This is a genomic window from Brevundimonas sp. SL130 (assembly GCF_026625805.1).
Classification (GTDB): domain Bacteria; phylum Pseudomonadota; class Alphaproteobacteria; order Caulobacterales; family Caulobacteraceae; genus Brevundimonas.
The window spans coordinates 1,711,703-1,728,960 of sequence record NZ_CP113064.1 but is presented as its reverse complement, the minus strand read 5'-3'; the positions used below and the strand labels follow the sequence as shown (position 1 = coordinate 1,728,960).

Genomic DNA, 17,258 nt, shown 5'->3' with positions numbered 1-17,258 from the left:
TTGTTTATGTCCCCCTACGCCCCCTGTCAGGGCGGGTTCCTTATGCAACGAAGGTTGTCGCCGTCAGCATCAGTCCGCCGGCTCCGCCCGCTTGCCGATCGTGCGGTCCAGGAAGTCGAGATAGGTGCGCCATTGCTGAAGTTGCCTCGGTTCGCCGCGGACGCCGTGCCGCTGGCCGGGATAGAGCATCATCTCGAAGGGCATGCTCTTGGCCTGGAGGGCGTCGATCACGCGGGTGGCGTTGCCGAAGATGACATTGTCGTCGGCCATGCCGTGCAGGATCAGCAGGCGACCGGTCAGATCATCCAGGCGCGGCAGGACGTCGGTGGCGGCGTAACCTTCCGGATTGTCCTGGGGCGTGGACATGTAGCGTTCGGTGTAATGGGTGTCGTACAGGCTCCATTCCGTCGGCGCGGCGCCGGCCAGGGCGGAAGCCAGACCGGCCTCGGGCTCGGTCACGGCCAGCAGGCTGAGGAAGCCGCCGAAGCTCCAGCCCATCATGGCGATATGATCGGCGTCCACATAGGGCAGGGTCTTCAGCCATTGGGCGGCCAGGGCCTGATCCTCGACCGCAGGAATGCCCAGGCGGCGATAGATGCTGGTCTCGAAGGCCTGGGACCGGTCGCCCTCGCCGCGGTTGTCAACGCGGAAGACGATATAGCCGGCCTCGGTCAGCAACTGGTTGGTCAGGGGCTGCCAGCTCTTTTGCACGCCGGCCCCGGTGCCGGGGCCGCCATAGACCTGCATCACCACCGGATATTTCTTCGACGGATCGAAGCCGGGCGGCGTGGTCATGCGCCAGACCAGGGTTTCGCCGTGGCTCTGCATCGTGCCGAACTGGGGCGCTTGCAGGCGCGAGACATAGGGGGCGAAGGCGTGGTCGGCGTCGAGCTTGTTCTCTTCAATCCAGCGGATCCGCGTGCCGTCGATCCGGTACAGGGCCGACTGGGGCGGGGTCTTGGGATCGGAATAGTTGCCGACATAGGCCGTCGCCGGCCCGTTGACCGAGACGTTCCACCAGCCGCCGGCCGGCGTCACCGCCACCGGATCGACGGTCCGGTTCAGGCTGACGCGGAACATCTGCTGCTCGATCGGCAGTTCCTTGCCGTCGCGCATCGAGGCGGTGAAATAGACCTCGCCGGTCTTTTCGTTGACGCCGTCCAGATGTTTGACCGGATAGGCGCCGCGCGTGATGGCCCGCAGCTGACGGCCGTTGCGGTCGTATAGATACAGGTGCCGCCAGCCGCTGTCCTCGTTCGACCAGATGAAGCGGCCGTCCGGCAGGACGTGGAAGTCGTTGTTCAGATCGACCCAGGCCTGGGCCTTCTGGCTGAGGATCACGCGCGAGGCGCCGGTGGCCGGATCGACGCTGAGCAGGTCCAGCGTCTTTTGGTCGCGCGAGTGACGCTGGACATACAGGGTCTTGCCGTCGTCGGCCCAATCAACCCGCGCCAGATAGATGTCGGTGTTGGATCCCAGGTCCACCTTGACCCGAGCGCCGGTCTGCTGATTCCGGACATAGAGTTCGACCAGGGCGTTGGGGCGGCCAGCGCGGGGATAGCGCTGCTCGACCATGGTGGCGCCGGCGCCGGTGATCTCGAAGCGGGGGACGATGTCCACCGGGCTTTCGTCCACACGGGTCAGGGCGATGTAGCGTTCGTCGGGGCTCCACCAATAGCCGGTGTCGCGATCCATCTCTTCCTGGGCGATGAACTCGGCCGTGGCCCAGGTGATCAGGCCGGCGCCGTCGTCAGTAATCGGCGTCTCCTTGCCCGTCGCCAGGTCATAGATCACCAGGTTCTGGTCGCGGACCCAGGAGACATAGCTGCCCTTGGGCGAGACCTTGGCGTCGATCTCGTCGGCGGCGGTCTCGGTCAGGCGGCGCACCTTGCCGTCGGCGCGGCTGGCCAGGAAGATGTCGCCCTCCAGCGGCGCCAGGATGTAGCGGCCCTGCTGGTCCCAGGAATAGTCGACGACGCCGCGGGCGCTGATGCGCATCCGCTCGCGCCGCGCCTTCTCGGCCTCGGACAGTTCGCCGGCGTCGGGGACCAGGGCGCGGGCGTCGATCAGCTTGTAGGCCTCGCCCTCGCCGGTCGGGGCGGCCCACAGGTCCTGGACATCCACATTGTCTTCGCGCGAACGCAGGAAGGCGACCAGTTGGCCGTCCGGCGACAGGCTGACCCCCTTGGCCACCGGGCCGTTCAGGCTGGGGCTGGAGAAGACCCGCTCGGGCGTCAGGATGTTGGAGGGCGTCTGCTGAGGGGTGGTTTGGGCGAACGCCGAACCGGCCGACAGGAGGATGGTCGAAGCAAGAAGAACTGTGCGCATGGTCGGCGACGCTAGCGGCCCTTCTGCAAGCCGTCACGAGGAAAAGTCGCCGTTGCGCCTCTGGCTTTTCCTTCCCTGCGAGCGGGTCTCAGATTACAGAGGCCGCACCATGACAGACGCCGCCCTCTCCCCCGCCCCGGTTAAGGCCAGCCCGTTCAACGAACTGGAGGTTCTGTGGGTCCGCCACTGGACCGACAGCCTGTTCAGTTTCGCCGTGAAACGGCCCGAGGATTTCCGCTTCCGCTCGGGCGAGTTCGTGATGATCGGCCTGCCGGGAGAAGACGGCGGCAAGCCCGTGTTGCGCGCCTATTCCATCGCCAGCCCCTGCTGGGCCGAGGAACTGGAGTTCTTCTCCATCAAGGTCGCCGACGGGCCCCTGACCTCGCGGCTGCAAAAGATCGTGGCCGGGGACACGGTGCTGATGGGCAAGAAGCCGACCGGCACCCTGGTGCTGGACGCCCTGACCGGCGGCGAGCGGCTGTTCCTGATCGGCACCGGCACGGGTCTGGCGCCCTGGCTCAGCGTCGCGCGCGATCCTGAAACCTATTCCCGCTTCGGCCATGTCTATGTGATCCACACGGTGCGCAGCGTCGCCGACCTGGCCTATCGCGACTTCTTCACCCGCGAGATCCATGACGATCCGCTGATCGGCGAAGAAGCCCAGGCCCAGCTGACCTATTATCCGACGGTTACGCGCGAAGCCTTTGAAAATCCGGGCCGGATCACCGACCGGATCAAGTCCGGCGACTTCTTCCGCGACCTGGGCCTTCCCGACGGTTTCGATCCAGCCAAGGACCGGGTCATGCTGTGCGGATCGATGGCTATGATCAAGGAAGCCGGCGAACTGCTGGAGACCTATGGGCTGAAGGAAGGCTCCAACGCCGAACCCGCCGACTATGTGCTGGAACGCGCCTTCGTCGGTTGAGACTTGAATAATCCGCTCATCCCGGCGAAAGCCGGGGCCATGCACCACCCTGCCCTTGTCGCTGTTGACGCCCGCGTCGATCCCGCCGAATGCCAGTCGATGGCCGAGGTCCGTCAGGGCGTCGACGCCCTGGACCGCGCCCTGGTCGCCCTGCTGGCCGAACGTCAGCGCTATATGGAGGCGGCCGCCCGCATCAAGCCCGACCGCGACGCCGTCTTCGACCAGGCCCGCATCGACGACGTGGTGGCCAAGGTCCTGACCGCCGCCGAGGCCCATCACCTGTCGCCCGACATCGCCGAGCCGGTCTGGCGCCTGCTGATCGACCGGTGCATCGCGCATGAGTTCGCCGCCTACGACCGGACTCGAAGCTAACGCCTAACGGTGTTATCCTGTTGGCGTGGCACATCAGGAACCTTCCATCTTCAGCCGGCCTGACTCCGAGGCGGACGCCCGATCTCTGGAAGAGGCGGAAGCGGATTTCGCGGCCGGCCGGGTCATCCCAAACGAGGAAGTCATGAAGTGGGTTCAGACGTGGGGCACGCCTGAAGAAGGCCCGCCGCCTGAGTCCTGGGGCCTAGACTAACCCCGCAACCCCCGCAGCATCAGCTCGTGCCGATAGGCGGCGACGTCTGCCAGAGCGGCGTCCATCGCCGTTCGGACCCGCTCCAGCGCCGGCGCCGCCAGGGCCTGTTCTGCGGCTTCCGCCTCGGCGCAGATCGCGGCCAGATCGCCGGCCCCGATCCCCGCCGCCGCGCCCCGGATCGTGTGGACTCCGTCCCGCCAGCCCTCGACCTTGGGATTCAGCAGGGCGGACCAGAGGGCGGCCTGTTCGACGAACAGGCCCAGCACCTCTTCCGAAATCGAGGCGTCGCCGCCGGTCATGCCCTCCAGCACGCTGAAGTCGACGGCGCCGGTCAGGTCGCGACGCGCCATCAGGCGGCCTCTTCCTCGCCCTTGGCCAGGCGGGAATGCCGGGACGACCAGGCGAAATAGACGACCAAGCCGGCGAGGTTCCAGATCAGGAACCATTCCTGGGTCTTCTGCGGCAGGCTGAACAGCAGATAAAGGCAACCCGCGATGCCGAGCGGACCGATGATCCAGGCCAGCGGAGCCTTAAACACCCGCGTGCGCATCGCGTCGCGGACCCTCAAGACCAGCAGGCTGGCGCAGACGGCGGTGAAGGCCGCCAGCGTCCCCGCATTGGCCAGGGCCGCGATCTCGTCCAGAGGCAGAAGGCCGGCCAGGATGCTGACGATCACGGCCGTGAACAGGGTGACCACCACCGGCACCCCGCGCTGCGACACCCGGCCCAGACGGCGCGGCAGCAGGCCGTCGCGCGCCATGACGTAGAAGATGCGGGTCTGGCCATAGAAGAAGGCCAGGATCACTGTCGGCACGCCGACGATGACGGCGGCGGCCACGATCTGGGCCGCCAGCGGCTGATTCAGGATGCGCAGGATCAGGGCCAGGGGCTCGCCACTGTCGGCGAACTGGCCGAACGGCATGGAACCGACCGCCAGGGCAGCCACCAGCATGTACAATATGGTGCAGATGATCATTGAGCCCAGGATGCCGATGGTCAGGTCGCGGGCCGGATTGCGCGTTTCCTCCGCCGCGGTCGCCACGGCGTCGAAGCCGTAGAAGGCGAAGAAGACGATGGCCGCCCCCGCCATGACCCCGACCTCCGCCCCCGCCGGGCCGTTCTTGTTGAAGCCGTAGGGCATCAGCGGCTCGAAATTGGCCGGGTCGAACGCGGGCGCGACCACGGCGATGAAGACCAACAGCGCGCTGCACTTGATCACCACCAGCACGGCGTTGACCGTTGCGCTCTCCTTGGTGCCGAGCAGCAGAAGGCCGGTCACGGCCAGGATGATGGCGATAGCCGGGACATTGATGATCCCGTCCGCATGAGGCCCCGCCGCCAGGGCCTGGGGAATGATGATGTCGAGCGTTCGCAGGAAACCGACCGCATATTCGGACCAGCCGACGGCCACGGCGCTGACCACCAGCGAATATTCCAGGATCAGACTCCAGCCGATGATCCAGGCGATCGCCTCGCCGAGCGCCGCATAGCTATAGGTATAGGCCCCGCCTGAGGCCGGCATCATGGTCGCCAGTTCGGCATAGGCCAGGGCGACGCAGGCGCAGATCACGCCCACGATGGCGAAGGCCACAATGATCCCCGGTCCCGCCTTTTCCACCCCTACGCCCGTCAGCGTATAGATGCCCGTGCCCACGATGGCCCCGATGCCCAGCAGCATCAGATGCGGCCAGCCCAGGGTCTTCTTCAACGCCGGCCCGTCGTGCGGCGCCGTCATGACGTCGATCGAACGACGCCGGTTCCAGAAGGCCATGATGTTCACTCCCCCGCCGCCCCACGCGACCGATTCCGTGCGGACCATGCCCGTCAAAGAAAGTTTTCGAAAGCGCTTGCCAACCCCCCGGCGGCTGGGTAGTAGGAGCGCCCTTCGGCAAGGCAACCGCCTCCGCCGCAGACAAGACGACCGGTCGGGTGATTAGCTCAGTTGGTAGAGCAGCTGACTCTTAATCAGCGGGTCGTAGGTTCGAACCCTACATCACCCACCATCGTCTTCTTGATTTCATTGAAAATTTTTACCCAACCTCCCGGACCACCGTTTCTCGGATAGAGAAAAACGGTGAAAAAGACGGTCGATTTTGGGGCTGTCGGCGGCCCGCGTCGCCGGGTCCTCCCGAGACAAGGTGCATAGATAGGATCTATAGCATCGCCTCCTGACCATCCGCAGTCGCGACATCGGGCCTGAAACCACAACGCGATGAACAAACCGCGCGCCTTCGATGCGAATGCGTCTCAAATTTCTTGCTTGAGACACTGGTTTTGCTAGGACACGGGGATGCTATCCATCCTCCTCGCCTTATTCGGGTCTGTCGTCGGCGTCGGCGCCGTGACCTTGCTGTACCTGAGATGGCGCGGCGATCTGCAGAACTCTGGTTGGGTGGCCGTGAGTTGGACGGCCGTGGCCGTGTCGATCGGCCTGTGGGCGATCGCATTCCAGCCGGACGTGGGCGCGGCCTTCGCCGTCCTGGCCATGACAGCAGCCGCCCTGGGCCTGGTCGGTCGAGGCGTCGATTTGCCCGCTCTGGCGCGGTTTCCCAGCGTCCGGCGCATTCCCAACCCTGAACCCGGCGGGAAGCCCTCCTGGCCCAGCGTCGCCGCGCGTACGCTCGCGGTCGTTGCGGCCGCCCCCGCCGTGAGCATGAGCCTGGGCCTGCTGGTCTGGGTCGTGACGCCGGCGCACGAGTCCACACGCTTCGTCCTGGCCGTGTTCAGCTTCCTTCTCGCCTTCGCCGCCCTTCTGGTCTGGGGCCTGAGCGCGGTGCGGCCCTGGCGCGCACTGGGCCTGATCACCCTGCTCGGCGCAGCGGCCGCCGTTCCCGTCGCGGCGGCGCTTTAAGATGGCCCGCTCGATCTGGCCCAAGTCGCCGCCCGGCTTCGTCCGGCGCCTGCTGGCGGGGCATAAGGTCCTGGGCCTGGCGCTCGGCGGCATCCTCTATCTGATCTGCCTCACCGGCTGGATCGGGGTCTATTATGTCGAGGTCGAGCGGTGGGAGCGTCCCAATCTGCCGGAGTTCACCACCGTGTCGCCGGAGGCCGCCGCCCTGGCGGTTTCAGACAGCCGTCGCGCCATGGTGGCCGACACGCACCGGGGCCCACTGGACACAGATCTGTTCGTCGGCCTGCCGACGGAGGCCATGCCCCGCATCGTCGGCGGCTGGGGCCACGAGGCGCGGGCCTATGACGCCAAGGGCGCCTATGCCGGCGACGCCAGTCATGACCTGACCCATTTTCTGACCGAGCTTCACTATTATCTGCATCTGCCGGAGACCTTCGGCATGATCGTCGTCTGCCTGTTCGGCGTGGGCATGATGGCGCTGCTGATCGGCGGCGCCCTGGCCCATTCCCGGATGTTCCGCGACGCCTTCTCGCTGCGGCCCCGCAAGGAGGGCCAATTGGCCCGGGTCGATGTGCACAATCGCCTGGGGACCTGGACCCTGCCCTTCGCCCTGGCCATCACCCTGACCGGGACGATGATCGGTCTGGCGCAACTGATGGCCCTGGCGCTGGGAAGCTTCGCCTACGACGGAAACGTACTGAAGCCCTATGAGCCGATCTTCGGCGCCCAGTCCGAAATCGAGGCCGCGACCGGCGGGCGGGTTCTTCAGGGGGATCCCGCCATCCTGAAGGCCATTCAGCAGATCCGCACGGCCCAGCCGGAGCAGCCGATCAGTTTCGTCGCCATTCATATGGTCGGCACGCCGCAAGAATCGATCGAGATCACCACCAAGCCGCCCCATCGGCTGGTCTATGGCGAAACCTGGCGGTTTGACGCCGACGGCAATCTGGTCGGCAGCCATAATATGTCGGACGGTCCCGCCGGCCGGCAGGTGGCGGCCAGCGTCTACAGCCTGCATTTCGGCGATTTCGGCGGGCAGCCTGTGAAATTCGTCTATGCGCTCCTCGGCCTCGCGCTGACGGTGATGATCGCCGCCGGCATGGACATCTGGCTGGTGAAGTCGGCGAGCAAGGGGCGGCCGCGCCCCGCGCTTCACCGGCTCTGGATCGTGCTGGTCTATGGCGCACCGGCGGCCATCGCCCTGACCTTCGCGGTCGCCATGCCGACCGGTCTCAACCCCGTTGTCCTCTTCTGGAGCCAGATGCTCTTCCTCGGCGTCGGATCTCTGGTCAGCATGCGGGTGACCGACGCACCGGCGGCCGAGACGTCGCGGTGGATGCGGTTCGTGCTCGGCGTATCCGTTCTGGCCATGCCGACGAGCCACCTGCTGGTGCATGGGTCCATGACCCAGGCGGCCCTCCAGATCAGCCTTCCCCTGGCCCTGATCGGCGTGGTCCTGGCGACGACGGCCTTTCCGCTCAGGGCGGGGGCCAAGGCCCGCCAGACCGTCCCAGCCGAGTAGCGCCCTTCAGGTCACAGTCGCGGCTTTTCCATCACGCCCCTGGAAGACGCCTTGACCTGGCAAAGTTCACAATGCGATGCACTCGCAAACATGAACTTCCCACTCCTCTAGAGGCCGTCCCCATGCTTCGCTCCGCCCTGCTCGCTTCGGCTTCGATCTCGCTGCTCGGCCTGGCCGCCGGTCCCGCCCTGGCTCAAACGGCCGCGTCGGACGAGGTCAGCGAAGTCGTCGTGATGGGCAAGCGCGTGATCCGCGAGTCGGCCGGCGCGACCGGTCTGGACCTGTCGCTGCGTGAAACGCCGCAGTCGGTGACCGTGATCGGCGCCGCCCAGATCAAACAGTTCAATCTGACCGATGTGAACCAGCTTCTGGCGACCCTGCCCGGCGTCAACGTCGAGGCGGTCGAGACGGACCGAACCTATTACACCTCCCGCGGCTTCGACATCGTGAACTTCCAGGTGGACGGCGTGGGCCAGCCGCTGGATTGGGGCCTGCAAGCCGGCGCGCTGGACGTCGCTCAATATGAACGGGTCGAAGCCGTGCGCGGCGCCAACGGACTGATGACCGGCACCGGCAATCCCTCGGCCACGATCAACTATATCCGCAAGCGTCCGACAGAAGACTTCCAGGCCTCCGCCTCCGCAGGATACGGCACCTGGGACGAGACGCGCCTGACGGCCGACGTCTCCGGACCGCTCAATGACTCCGGGACGGTGCGCGGCCGCGTGGTCTACGCCAACACCGACAGCGACTCGTACCTCAACTACTATGGGGTCAACCGGAACCTCTACTACGGCATCCTGACCTGGGACGTGACGCCCAAGCTGAACGCCACGGCGGGCTTCTCGCGTCAGGACAATCTGGCGACCGGCGTGAACTGGGGCGCCCTGCCGCTGGTCTATTCGGACGGGACGCAGATCAATTATGAGTCGTCGGAAACCACGGGCGCGCCCTGGACCTACTGGGACACCCACCACGACATCGGTTTCGGTGAACTGTCCTATGCGTTCGACAACGGCTGGACGATCAAGGGCGTCTACACCCATCGCGAATCCGAGGAAGACGCCAAGCTGCTGTACGCCTACGGCAATCCGGACCCGGCCACCGGCCTGGGCGTAGCCGCCATGAGCGGCGAATATCCGTCGGACCTCGAGCAGAACATGTTCGACGTGATCGCCAACGGGGACTTCGGCCTGTTCGGGCGGCGGCATCAGGTGGTGCTGGGCTTCAACACCTCGACGAACGACAGCAAGAAGTGGTCGGCTTTCGCCGACCTGTTCGCCTATCCGGCCTATCAGGGCGCCCATATCGTCGCGCCGGCGGAGCCGACCTATCCGGAGGCCTATCTGGCCGAGGAAATCGAGGACCGGCTGACCCGCGCCTATGGCGCCGTGCATCTGAACCTGACCGACAGCCTGACCGCCGTGCTCGGCTTCAACGCCATCGAGGTGAAGACCACCGGCTATTCCTACGGCGTGTCTCAGGCGCGAGATGAGAACAAGGTCAGCCCCTATGTCGGCGTGGTCTATGACCTGAACGCCAATATCTCGCTCTACGCCAGCTATTCGGACCTGTTCACGCCCCAGTCCGAAAGCGACATCAATCGTAACCGGCTAGACGCCGCCGAAGGCCGCAGCTACGAGGCCGGTGTTAAGAGCGAATGGCTCGATGGCCGTCTGTACGCCACGGCGTCCATCTTCAAGTCGGAGCAGGACGGGCTGGCGGAATACGTCGGCTATATCCCCGACACCTTCGACAGCTACTACGTCGGCGTCGATACCGTCGCTCAGGGCTATGAGTTCGAGGTGGCCGGCCGGATCACGCCGCAGTGGACCGTGGGCGGCGGCTTCACCGACCTGTCCATCGAGGATGGCGCGGGCGCGGACACCCGTCTTTATATTCCGCGCCAGTCGCTGAAGCTGAACACCACCTACACCCTGCCCCAGTACAACAACCTGACCCTGGGCGGCGCCGTCCGGTGGCAGAGTGATATATCCACGACCGACCTGGGCACGACGGTGACCCAGGACGCCTATGCCGTGGTCGATCTGCTCGCCGCGGTCGATCTGACCGACCATGTCCGCGCGACGGTCAACGCCAAGAACCTGTTCGACGAAGCCTATTACGGCAGTCTGATGTGGAGCCAGGCCTTCTACGCCCCGCCGCGCAGCGTGATGGTCACCCTGGATTATCGCTTCTGAGGTCAAGCATCGCCGTCTCCAAATGTGAACTTTTGACCCTGCCCGAGCCAACGCGGGGCTCAGACTGTGCACCGCCAATCCAGCTGCGCCACCCTATAGATCCGCCCCCCGCCTCATAAATGAGACCTTGTCTCACCAAGTGAAACTCCTAAAATGGGAGGCTGCCTTGGGAGCTGAGGAATGGATTGTTTCAGATGGGCAGGCGCCGCCTTGGCGGGAGCTTCGGTCTTGGTTTGGCCTCTTGCGGGGTTCTGTGAACCCGTATCGGCTGTGCAAGACGCTCTGGACAGGGCGGCGGTCGTTGTGCCGGCGCAGAACGGCGGCGTTCTTATCCATTGGCGATTGAGCGCCGCCGATCCGTCAGACCAGGGCTTCGACGTCTATAGAGACGGACGCAGGATCACGCCCCGCCCGGTGTCCACCGCGACCAACTGGCTTGATACGGAAGGCGGGTTGAACGCTCGCTACGCGATCAAGGCGGTAGGGAGCAACGCGCCGGTTCCAGGCCTCAACCTCACCGAGGGCTATCTGACGATACCCCTGGATCGCCCGAACGGCGGGGTCACGCCAGATGGCGTGGCCTATGAGTATGACGCCAATGATGGGTCGGTCGGCGATCTGGACGGCGACGGCCGTTACGAAATCATCCTGAAGTGGGCGCCGACCAACGCCAAGGACAACGCCTTCGCCGGCTATACCGGTCCGACGCTGATCGACGCCTATAGGCTGGACGGCCGCCGGCTTTGGCGGATCGACCTGGGCAGCAATATCCGCTCCGGCGCCCACTATACCCAGATGGCGGTTCAGGACTTCGACGGGGACGGTCGAGCGGAACTGGCCTTGAAAACGGCCGACGGAACAGTGGACGGGATCGGCCTGGCGCTGGGCGACCCCACCGCCGACTGGCGCGAAAAGGGCGGCGAAATCGCCAGCCGGGACAGGACCGGCGCCGAGCGGAAACCGGACGGCAGCCTGACCGCGCCCTTGACCGGCCGCATCCTCTCCGGCCCGGAATATCTGACCGTCTTCGACGGCGCCACGGGACGCGCCCTGGCCAGCGCTCCCTATGTCCCGTCGCGGGGACAAGGGACGGATACCCCCTCCTCCGCAGAAATGGCCGCCCTTTGGGGCGACGGCTACGGCAACCGGTCTGAGCGGTATCTGGGCGGCACGGCCTTTCTGGACGGACGCCTGCCCAGCATCATCATGGCGCGCGGCTACTACGCCCGCACGGTGATCGCCGCCTGGGACTGGCGCGACGGCCGCTTGCAACAGCGCTGGACCTTCGACAGCGACACCGCCCCGAAGGGGTTCGCCGGCCAGGGCAATCATCAGTTCAGCGTCGCCGATCTGGACGCCGACGGTCGGCAAGAGATCCTCTATGGCGCGATGGCCATCGACGACGACGGCGCGCCGATGTGGACGACCGAACTGGGCCACGGCGACGCCATGCACGTCGGCGATCTGGACCCGGCTCGTCCTGGCCTGGAAAAATTCGGCGTACACGAAGACATGCGCGGCAACGGCGGCGTCGGCAGCGCCATGGTCGACGCCCGTTCCGGCGAAGTCCTGTGGCGCACGGGGTCCGATCGGGATGTGGGACGCGGGGTCGCCGCCGATATCGATCCGCGCCACCCCGGCGCCGAAGCCTGGGCCAGCAACAGCACGGACCTGTATGCGGCCGACGGCCGCGTGATCGCCCACACGCGGCCGGCCCAGGTCAATTTCGCCGTCTGGTGGGACGGCGACGCCCAACGCGAACTGCTGGACGGCGTGCGGATCTTCAAATGGGACTGGGCCAACCAGGCGTCCACACCTCTGCTGGTCGCGGAAGGCGCGGCCTCGAACAACGGGACAAAGGCCACGCCGGTGCTGGCGGCGGACATTCTGGGCGACTGGCGCGAGGAGGTGGTCCTGCGAACCGAGGATAGCTCGGCCCTGCGGATCTATGTCACCCCCTACCCCACCACGATCCGCCACACGACCCTGATGCACGACGCCCAGTATCGGTCGCAGGTGTCGGGTCAGAACTCGGCCTATAATCAGCCCTCACACCCCAGCTTCGCCCCCGAAACGGACCTGAAGGCGGGTCAATGAGGGCGTGGTCGAGACGAGACGCCCTTTGCGGCGGCGCCGGACTCGGGGTTGCGAGCGTGGGTCTCGCCGCCTGCGCGACCCCGTCTTCCGCCCCCCTGTCTTTGACTGCCGCCAGCGTCCGCCGGCGGCTTTATGCCGACGACTTTCGACAGGGTCTGGCGTCCTGGCTGATCGAACGGGAGGACGGACTGGGCGAGGTTTCGGCCGCCGACGGCGCGATGCGGTTCGACACCCCGCGCGGCGCCACCGCCTGGTTTCGGCCACGACTGACTTCGCCGGTCGAAATCAGCTTTACCGTTCAAGCCGTGTCGGCGGGAGGCCCCAACGACAGGGTCAGCGACCTCAACTGCTTCTGGATGGCGACCGATCCGCGCAGCGCCACGGACCTGATCGCCCGCCCGCGCTCGGGCGCCTTTGCCGACTACGATCTGTTGCGGACCTATTATGTCGGCCTCGGCGGCAACGGCAATACGACGTCTCGTTTCCGTCGTTACGTCGGCAATGGCGAGCGGCCCCTGCTCCCGGTCCACGACCTGGGCGCGCCCGAGGATCTGATTGCGCCGAACCGGCCGTATCGGGTCCGCCTGATCGCGGCGGGCGAACGCATCGAATATTGGCGTGACGACCGACGGATGTTCGCCCTGAACGACCCTCAGCCCTATCGCGAGGGCTGGTTCGGTCTGCGCACCACCTTCAACCACATGGTCGTGCGCGACTTCGAAGTCCGGTCGTTCGCCGGTTAGACGCACACTCCAGGAAGGCCCATCATGAACTATTTCATCGTCGCATTCCTTTCCATCCTGGCGACGCTCGTCACCGGCCCGGCCTGGGCGCAGCAAACAGCGCCGCAACAGCACTGGGCGCGCAGCTGGTACGCAGCCCCGCTTGCGGCGACCGCCGACCGGATGCCTCCGTCCCTGAAGAACGCCACCATCCGGCAAACCATCCGCATCAGCCTGGGCGGAGAAAGATTTCGTCTGCGGCTGTCCAACGAGTTCGGAGACACGCCGATGCGCCTCGGACGCGCGACGGTCTTCCTGATGGGCGACGATGGACGCCCGGTGGCCGGGTCAGAACGGGATGTGGTCTTCGACGGCCGGCCTGACGCCTTGTTGCCGGCCGGCGCGCCGATCCTCAGTGATCCGGTGGATCTCCACCTGCCGGCGCTGTCGCGCCTGACGGTCAGCCTTTATCTGCCGGAGGACGCGCCGCAGCCGACGATCCATCTGCTCGGCCTGGCGACGAGCTGGGTCAGTCCCGGGGATCAGACCTCTGCGGCTGAACTGACCGACGCCGTTTCCACCACCCAGCGCATTCTGCTGTCCGGCGTGGATGTGGAACGGCCACGCCCCGGCCGCATCGTCGTCGCCCTAGGCGACTCCATCACCGACGGCGCGAACGGGACCCGAAATGCAGATCGCCGATGGCCCGATCTGCTGGCGGGACGGCTTCAGGCGGCCGGGCTGACCGAGGTGGCGGTCGCCAATGCCGGGATCTCGGGCAATCGCATCCTCAATCCGCGTCCCGGACTGGGCGTCGCGGCCTTGGCGCGTTTTGATCGCGACGTCCTGGCGGTTCCCGGCGTCACCGATGTGATCATCCTGGAGGGGGTCAACGACATAGGCATGGCCTGGCGGGACAAGGACCCGCACCCGCCGACAGCCGCCGACCTGATCGCCGGATATCGGCAGATGATCACACGCGCCCATGCGCGCGGCCTGCGGGTGTTTCTGGCGACCATCCTGCCCTATGAGGGCGCCAACTACTGGTCGGAACCGGGCGAGGCCGTCCGGCAGGCGGTCAACACCTGGATTCGCAGCGGCGGCGAAGCAGATGGCGTGATCGACTTCGATGCGGTCATGCGCGACCGCGAAAACCCCGGCCATCTGGCGTCTGTCTATGACAGTGGTGATCGCCTTCATCCCAACGACGCGGGCTTCAAGGCGATGGCGGATGCGATCGATCTGACCCTGTTTCGTTAGGCCCAGTTTCGTTAGGCAGGGATCAGATCGCCAACATATCGCGACTGACGCCCTGGACCGACTTAGCCCCGGTCAGGGTCATGGCCACCCGCATCTCCTTCTCGAACAGATCGAGCAGGTTTTCGACGCCGGCCTGGCCGCCCGCCGCAAGGGCGTAGATGAAGGCGCGGCCCAGCATGACCGCGTCGGCGCCCAGGGCGATGGCGCGGATCACGTCCAGCCCGTTGCGAATGCCGGAATCGACCAGGATGCGGATATCGCCCTTCACCGCCTCGGCGATGGCGGGAAGCGCCCGCGCCGAGGACAACACCCCGTCCAACTGACGCCCGCCGTGGTTCGACACGACGATGCCGTCGGCGCCGAAGCTGACGGCGTCACGGGCGTCTTGAGCATCCAGCACGCCCTTGATGATCATGGGCCCGTCCCAGAAGTCGCGGATCCACTGAAGATCCTTCCAGGAGATGGACGGATCGAAATTCTGGCCCAGCCAGCCGATATAGTCCGCCAGGCCCGTCGGCTTGCCCAGATAGGCCGAGACATTGCCCAGGTCGTGCGGCGTGCCGCGCACCCCGACGTCCCAGGCCCAGGCGGGATGGGTCATGGCCTGGATCATTCGGCGCATCTCGGCATGGGGGCCGCTCATGCCCGAATGGGCGTCGCGATAGCGGGCGCCGGGCGTGGGCATGTCGACGGTGAAGACCAGGGTCTTGACCCCCGCCGCCTTGGCGCGTTCCAGCGCATTCTTCATGAAGCCACGGTCGCGCAGCACATAGAGCTGGAACCACATGGGCCGGTCGATGGCCGGCGCCACCTCCTCGATCGGGCAGACCGAGACGGTGGACAGGGTGAAGGGCAGGCCGCGAGAGGCCGCGGCCTTGGCCGCCTGAACCTCGCCGCGTCGAGCGTACATGCCGGTCAGGCCGACGGGCGCCAATATGATCGGCAGGCGCAGGGTCTCGTCGAACAGACGGGTCTCGAGATCGAGGCTCGACATGTCCTGCAACACCCGCTGCCGCAGGGCGATGGCCTGCCAATCCTCGACATTGCGGCGCAGCGTCTGTTCGGCATAGGCGCCGCCGTCGATGTAGTGGAACAGGAAAGGCGGCAGCTTGCGGCGCGCGGCTTCGCGATAGTCGCTCGGCGAGGAAATGATCACCGCACCGTCCTACTGGAAGTTGGCGAAGGCGCCGCCGTCGACCAGCAGGGCCGCGCCGGACATATAGGACGCCATGTCAGAGGCCAGGAAGGCGACGACCGAAGCGATGTCCTCAGGGCGTCCCAGCCGCCCCAAGGGGATACGGCCCTCCATGTATTCGCGTTTGGCCGGATCGGCGAGGTCGTCCTTGTTGATGTCCGTAGCGATCGTTCCCGGCAGAACCGAATTGCAGCGGATCCCGTGCCGGCCCAGGGCGACGGCGCAGGATTGCATCAGGCTGTGAACCCCGGCCTTGGTCGGCGTGTAGTGGGTCTGCATCTCGCCGCCCACCAAGGCGGAGATGGAGCTGATGGCGACGATGGCGCCGCCCTCCCCCTGTTTCACCATCTGGTTGGCCGCCGCCTGGACCATGAAATAGGCCCCGTGCAGATTGACCTCCATCGTGCGGCGCAGGGTCTCGACCGGCATGTCGAGGAAGGCGTGGAACGGACAGATGCCGGCATTGGAGACGAAGACGTCGACCCGGCCCAAGGCCCTGACCGCCTCGCTGACAAAGGCGGTCGCGCTTTCCGGCAGGGCCACATCCCCATCGATGGCGACGGCCCTACGGCCCAGGGCCTCGACCTGGGCGATCACTTCGGCGGCGGCGTCAGCGTCGCGATAGGTGTTGATCGCAACGTCGGCGCCCTGACGTGCGGCTTCCACCGCCGTCGCCCTGCCTATGCCCCGCGATGCGCCCGTGATCAGGACGACCTTGTCTTCAAGCAGCATGGGGGCTCCGGCAGTTCATTGATTCAACGTTTGGGCAGCCAGCCGAGATCGGCGCTGATGGCGTTGGCGGCGTCGGTCACGGTGCGGGTCAGTTCCGTCATCCGCTCGTCGGACATGTACTGGGCGGCCGATGAAACGCTCAGCGCGGCGACAATTCGCCCATCGACAGAGCGAACCGGCGCGGCCACGCAACGGATCTGATCCTCGTTCTCTTCTAGATCGAAGGCGTATCCCTTTTCGGCATAGCTGCGCATCCGCTCCAGCCAGACGGCGCGCGCGGCCGAGTCGAACGCAACCCCCTCCGTCGCATAAAAGTCGATCCACTCAGGCTCGGACATGTCGAGGATCAACGCCTTGCCCAGCCCCGTGGAAGCGATGGGATGCCGCTCGCCCAGACGAGAGCCGATATTGATCCGCCGCCGGCCCGCGACCTTGTCCAGGTAGAGGGCGTGACGGCCGTCGAGGACGCCCAGATGAACCGTATCCTGGGTCTGGTCCGACAACTGTTCCAGCCAGGGGCGGGCGACACGCGGCAGGTGCATCTGCTGGCTGGCGGCATGGCCCAGTTCCAGCAGCTTCGGACCCAGGCTGTAGCCCTCGCGCGGGCGGAACGACAGCAGGCGACGATCGACCAGGGCCGAGGCCAGACGGTGGGTGGTGCTGCGGGTGAGTTCCAGCTTTTCGGACAGTTCGGCCAGAGGCATCGGCCCATCGATAAGGGCTTCGATCACGTCCAGCCCGCGCAGCAGGGTTTGGCTGCCGGACGCCTTGGCGCCGACCTCTTCTTCCCCATCGACCTGCGCGGTCTTGATTGACGCCACTCGTCCCATTTCGTAATCCTC

14 protein-coding genes and 1 tRNA gene are annotated in these 17,258 nt (G+C 66.1%); 9 read left to right on the top strand and 6 right to left on the bottom strand.

Features of this window, described 5'->3' with window-relative positions:
- Positions 1–69: 69 nt before the first annotated feature.
- Complete coding sequence (locus tag OU998_RS08550; RefSeq protein ID WP_267516631.1) at positions 70–2,328, bottom strand: S9 family peptidase; 2,259 nt, start codon at positions 2,326–2,328, stop codon at positions 70–72.
- Positions 2,329–2,437: 109 nt separating this feature from the next.
- Here OU998_RS08550 and OU998_RS08545 point away from each other — a divergent pair, with 109 nt between their 5' ends.
- Together OU998_RS08545 and OU998_RS08540 are read left to right on the top strand one after the other, a co-directional pair.
- Positions 2,438–3,253, top strand: coding sequence for a ferredoxin--NADP reductase (locus OU998_RS08545; protein WP_267516630.1), 816 nt, complete (start codon positions 2,438–2,440; stop codon positions 3,251–3,253).
- Positions 3,254–3,292: 39 nt separating this feature from the next.
- Positions 3,293–3,625, top strand: coding sequence for a chorismate mutase (locus OU998_RS08540; protein ID WP_267516629.1), 333 nt, complete (start codon positions 3,293–3,295; stop codon positions 3,623–3,625).
- Positions 3,626–3,832: 207 nt separating this feature from the next.
- Here OU998_RS08540 and OU998_RS08535 read toward each other — a convergent pair whose 3' ends face one another.
- Both OU998_RS08535 and OU998_RS08530 read right to left on the bottom strand, forming a co-directional pair.
- On the bottom strand, positions 3,833–4,186 hold the full coding sequence (locus OU998_RS08535; RefSeq protein ID WP_267516628.1) for an Hpt domain-containing protein: 354 nt from the start codon (positions 4,184–4,186) through the stop codon (positions 3,833–3,835).
- On the bottom strand, positions 4,186–5,607 hold the full coding sequence (locus OU998_RS08530; RefSeq protein ID WP_267516746.1) for an amino acid permease: 1,422 nt from the start codon (positions 5,605–5,607) through the stop codon (positions 4,186–4,188). The genes OU998_RS08535 and OU998_RS08530 overlap by 1 nt, the downstream gene beginning before the upstream one ends.
- Before the next feature lie 156 nt (positions 5,608–5,763).
- Between OU998_RS08530 and OU998_RS08525 the strand changes: the two genes are divergently transcribed.
- The 7 genes from OU998_RS08525 to OU998_RS08495 all read left to right on the top strand — a co-directional run bounded on the left by OU998_RS08525 (position 5,764) and on the right by OU998_RS08495 (position 14,489).
- Positions 5,764–5,839, top strand: a tRNA-Lys gene (locus tag OU998_RS08525).
- Between the two features lie 338 nt (positions 5,840–6,177).
- Positions 6,178–6,687 carry a hypothetical protein gene (locus tag OU998_RS08520; RefSeq protein ID WP_267516625.1) on the top strand — a complete coding sequence of 170 codons (510 nt, stop codon included), beginning with the start codon at positions 6,178–6,180 and terminating at the stop codon, positions 6,685–6,687.
- A 1-nt stretch (position 6,688) separates the two neighbouring features.
- Entirely contained in the window at positions 6,689–8,209 is a 1,521-nt protein-coding gene (locus OU998_RS08515) for a PepSY-associated TM helix domain-containing protein (RefSeq protein ID WP_267516624.1), read from the top strand.
- 122 nt (positions 8,210–8,331) lie between these two features.
- Positions 8,332–10,410, top strand: coding sequence for a TonB-dependent siderophore receptor (locus tag OU998_RS08510; protein ID WP_267516622.1), 2,079 nt, complete (start codon positions 8,332–8,334; stop codon positions 10,408–10,410).
- 270 nt (positions 10,411–10,680) lie between these two features.
- The gene (locus tag OU998_RS08505) at positions 10,681–12,507 is read left to right on the top strand and encodes a rhamnogalacturonan lyase (RefSeq protein WP_267516621.1); all 1,827 of its coding nucleotides are present in this window, start codon (positions 10,681–10,683) and stop codon (positions 12,505–12,507) included.
- A 56-nt stretch (positions 12,508–12,563) separates the two neighbouring features.
- The gene (locus tag OU998_RS08500) at positions 12,564–13,250 is read left to right on the top strand and encodes a DUF6250 domain-containing protein (RefSeq protein ID WP_267516619.1); all 687 of its coding nucleotides are present in this window, start codon (positions 12,564–12,566) and stop codon (positions 13,248–13,250) included.
- A gap of 24 nt (positions 13,251–13,274) precedes the next feature.
- A complete protein-coding gene (locus OU998_RS08495; protein WP_267516617.1) occupies positions 13,275–14,489 on the top strand; it encodes a GDSL-type esterase/lipase family protein in 1,215 nt (404 codons plus the stop codon).
- 22 nt (positions 14,490–14,511) lie between these two features.
- Here the strand turns inward: OU998_RS08495 and lldD are convergent, their stop codons facing one another.
- From lldD to OU998_RS08480, 3 genes are read right to left on the bottom strand one after another with little or no spacing between them, the layout of a single operon-like run.
- A complete protein-coding gene (gene lldD, locus OU998_RS08490) occupies positions 14,512–15,645 on the bottom strand; it encodes an FMN-dependent L-lactate dehydrogenase LldD (RefSeq protein WP_267516616.1) in 1,134 nt (377 codons plus the stop codon).
- Positions 15,646–15,654: 9 nt separating this feature from the next.
- Positions 15,655–16,416 (bottom strand): SDR family NAD(P)-dependent oxidoreductase, encoded by a 762-nt coding sequence (locus OU998_RS08485; RefSeq protein WP_267516614.1) that lies wholly within the window; start codon positions 16,414–16,416, stop codon positions 15,655–15,657.
- Positions 16,417–16,439: 23 nt separating this feature from the next.
- Complete coding sequence (locus OU998_RS08480) at positions 16,440–17,246, bottom strand: IclR family transcriptional regulator (RefSeq protein ID WP_267516613.1); 807 nt, start codon at positions 17,244–17,246, stop codon at positions 16,440–16,442.
- Between the last annotated feature and the right edge of the window lie 12 nt (positions 17,247–17,258).

Bases quoted from the DNA above. Each gene is read 5' to 3' on its own strand.
- OU998_RS08550 (WP_267516631.1), bottom strand. From the start codon at position 2,328: ATGCGCACAGTTCTTCTTGCTTCGACCATCCTCCTGTCGGCCGGTTCG.
- OU998_RS08545 (WP_267516630.1), top strand. From the start codon at position 2,438: ATGACAGACGCCGCCCTCTCCCCCGCCCCGGTTAAGGCCAGCCCGTTC.
- OU998_RS08540 (WP_267516629.1), top strand. From the start codon at position 3,293: ATGCACCACCCTGCCCTTGTCGCTGTTGACGCCCGCGTCGATCCCGCC.
- OU998_RS08535 (WP_267516628.1), bottom strand. From the start codon at position 4,186: ATGGCGCGTCGCGACCTGACCGGCGCCGTCGACTTCAGCGTGCTGGAG.
- OU998_RS08530 (WP_267516746.1), bottom strand. From the start codon at position 5,607: ATGGCCTTCTGGAACCGGCGTCGTTCGATCGACGTCATGACGGCGCCG.
- OU998_RS08515 (WP_267516624.1), top strand. From the start codon at position 6,689: ATGGCCCGCTCGATCTGGCCCAAGTCGCCGCCCGGCTTCGTCCGGCGC.
- OU998_RS08510 (WP_267516622.1), top strand. From the start codon at position 8,332: ATGCTTCGCTCCGCCCTGCTCGCTTCGGCTTCGATCTCGCTGCTCGGC.
- OU998_RS08495 (WP_267516617.1), top strand. From the start codon at position 13,275: ATGAACTATTTCATCGTCGCATTCCTTTCCATCCTGGCGACGCTCGTC.
- OU998_RS08485 (WP_267516614.1), bottom strand. From the start codon at position 16,416: ATGCTGCTTGAAGACAAGGTCGTCCTGATCACGGGCGCATCGCGGGGC.
- OU998_RS08480 (WP_267516613.1), bottom strand. From the start codon at position 17,246: ATGGGACGAGTGGCGTCAATCAAGACCGCGCAGGTCGATGGGGAAGAA.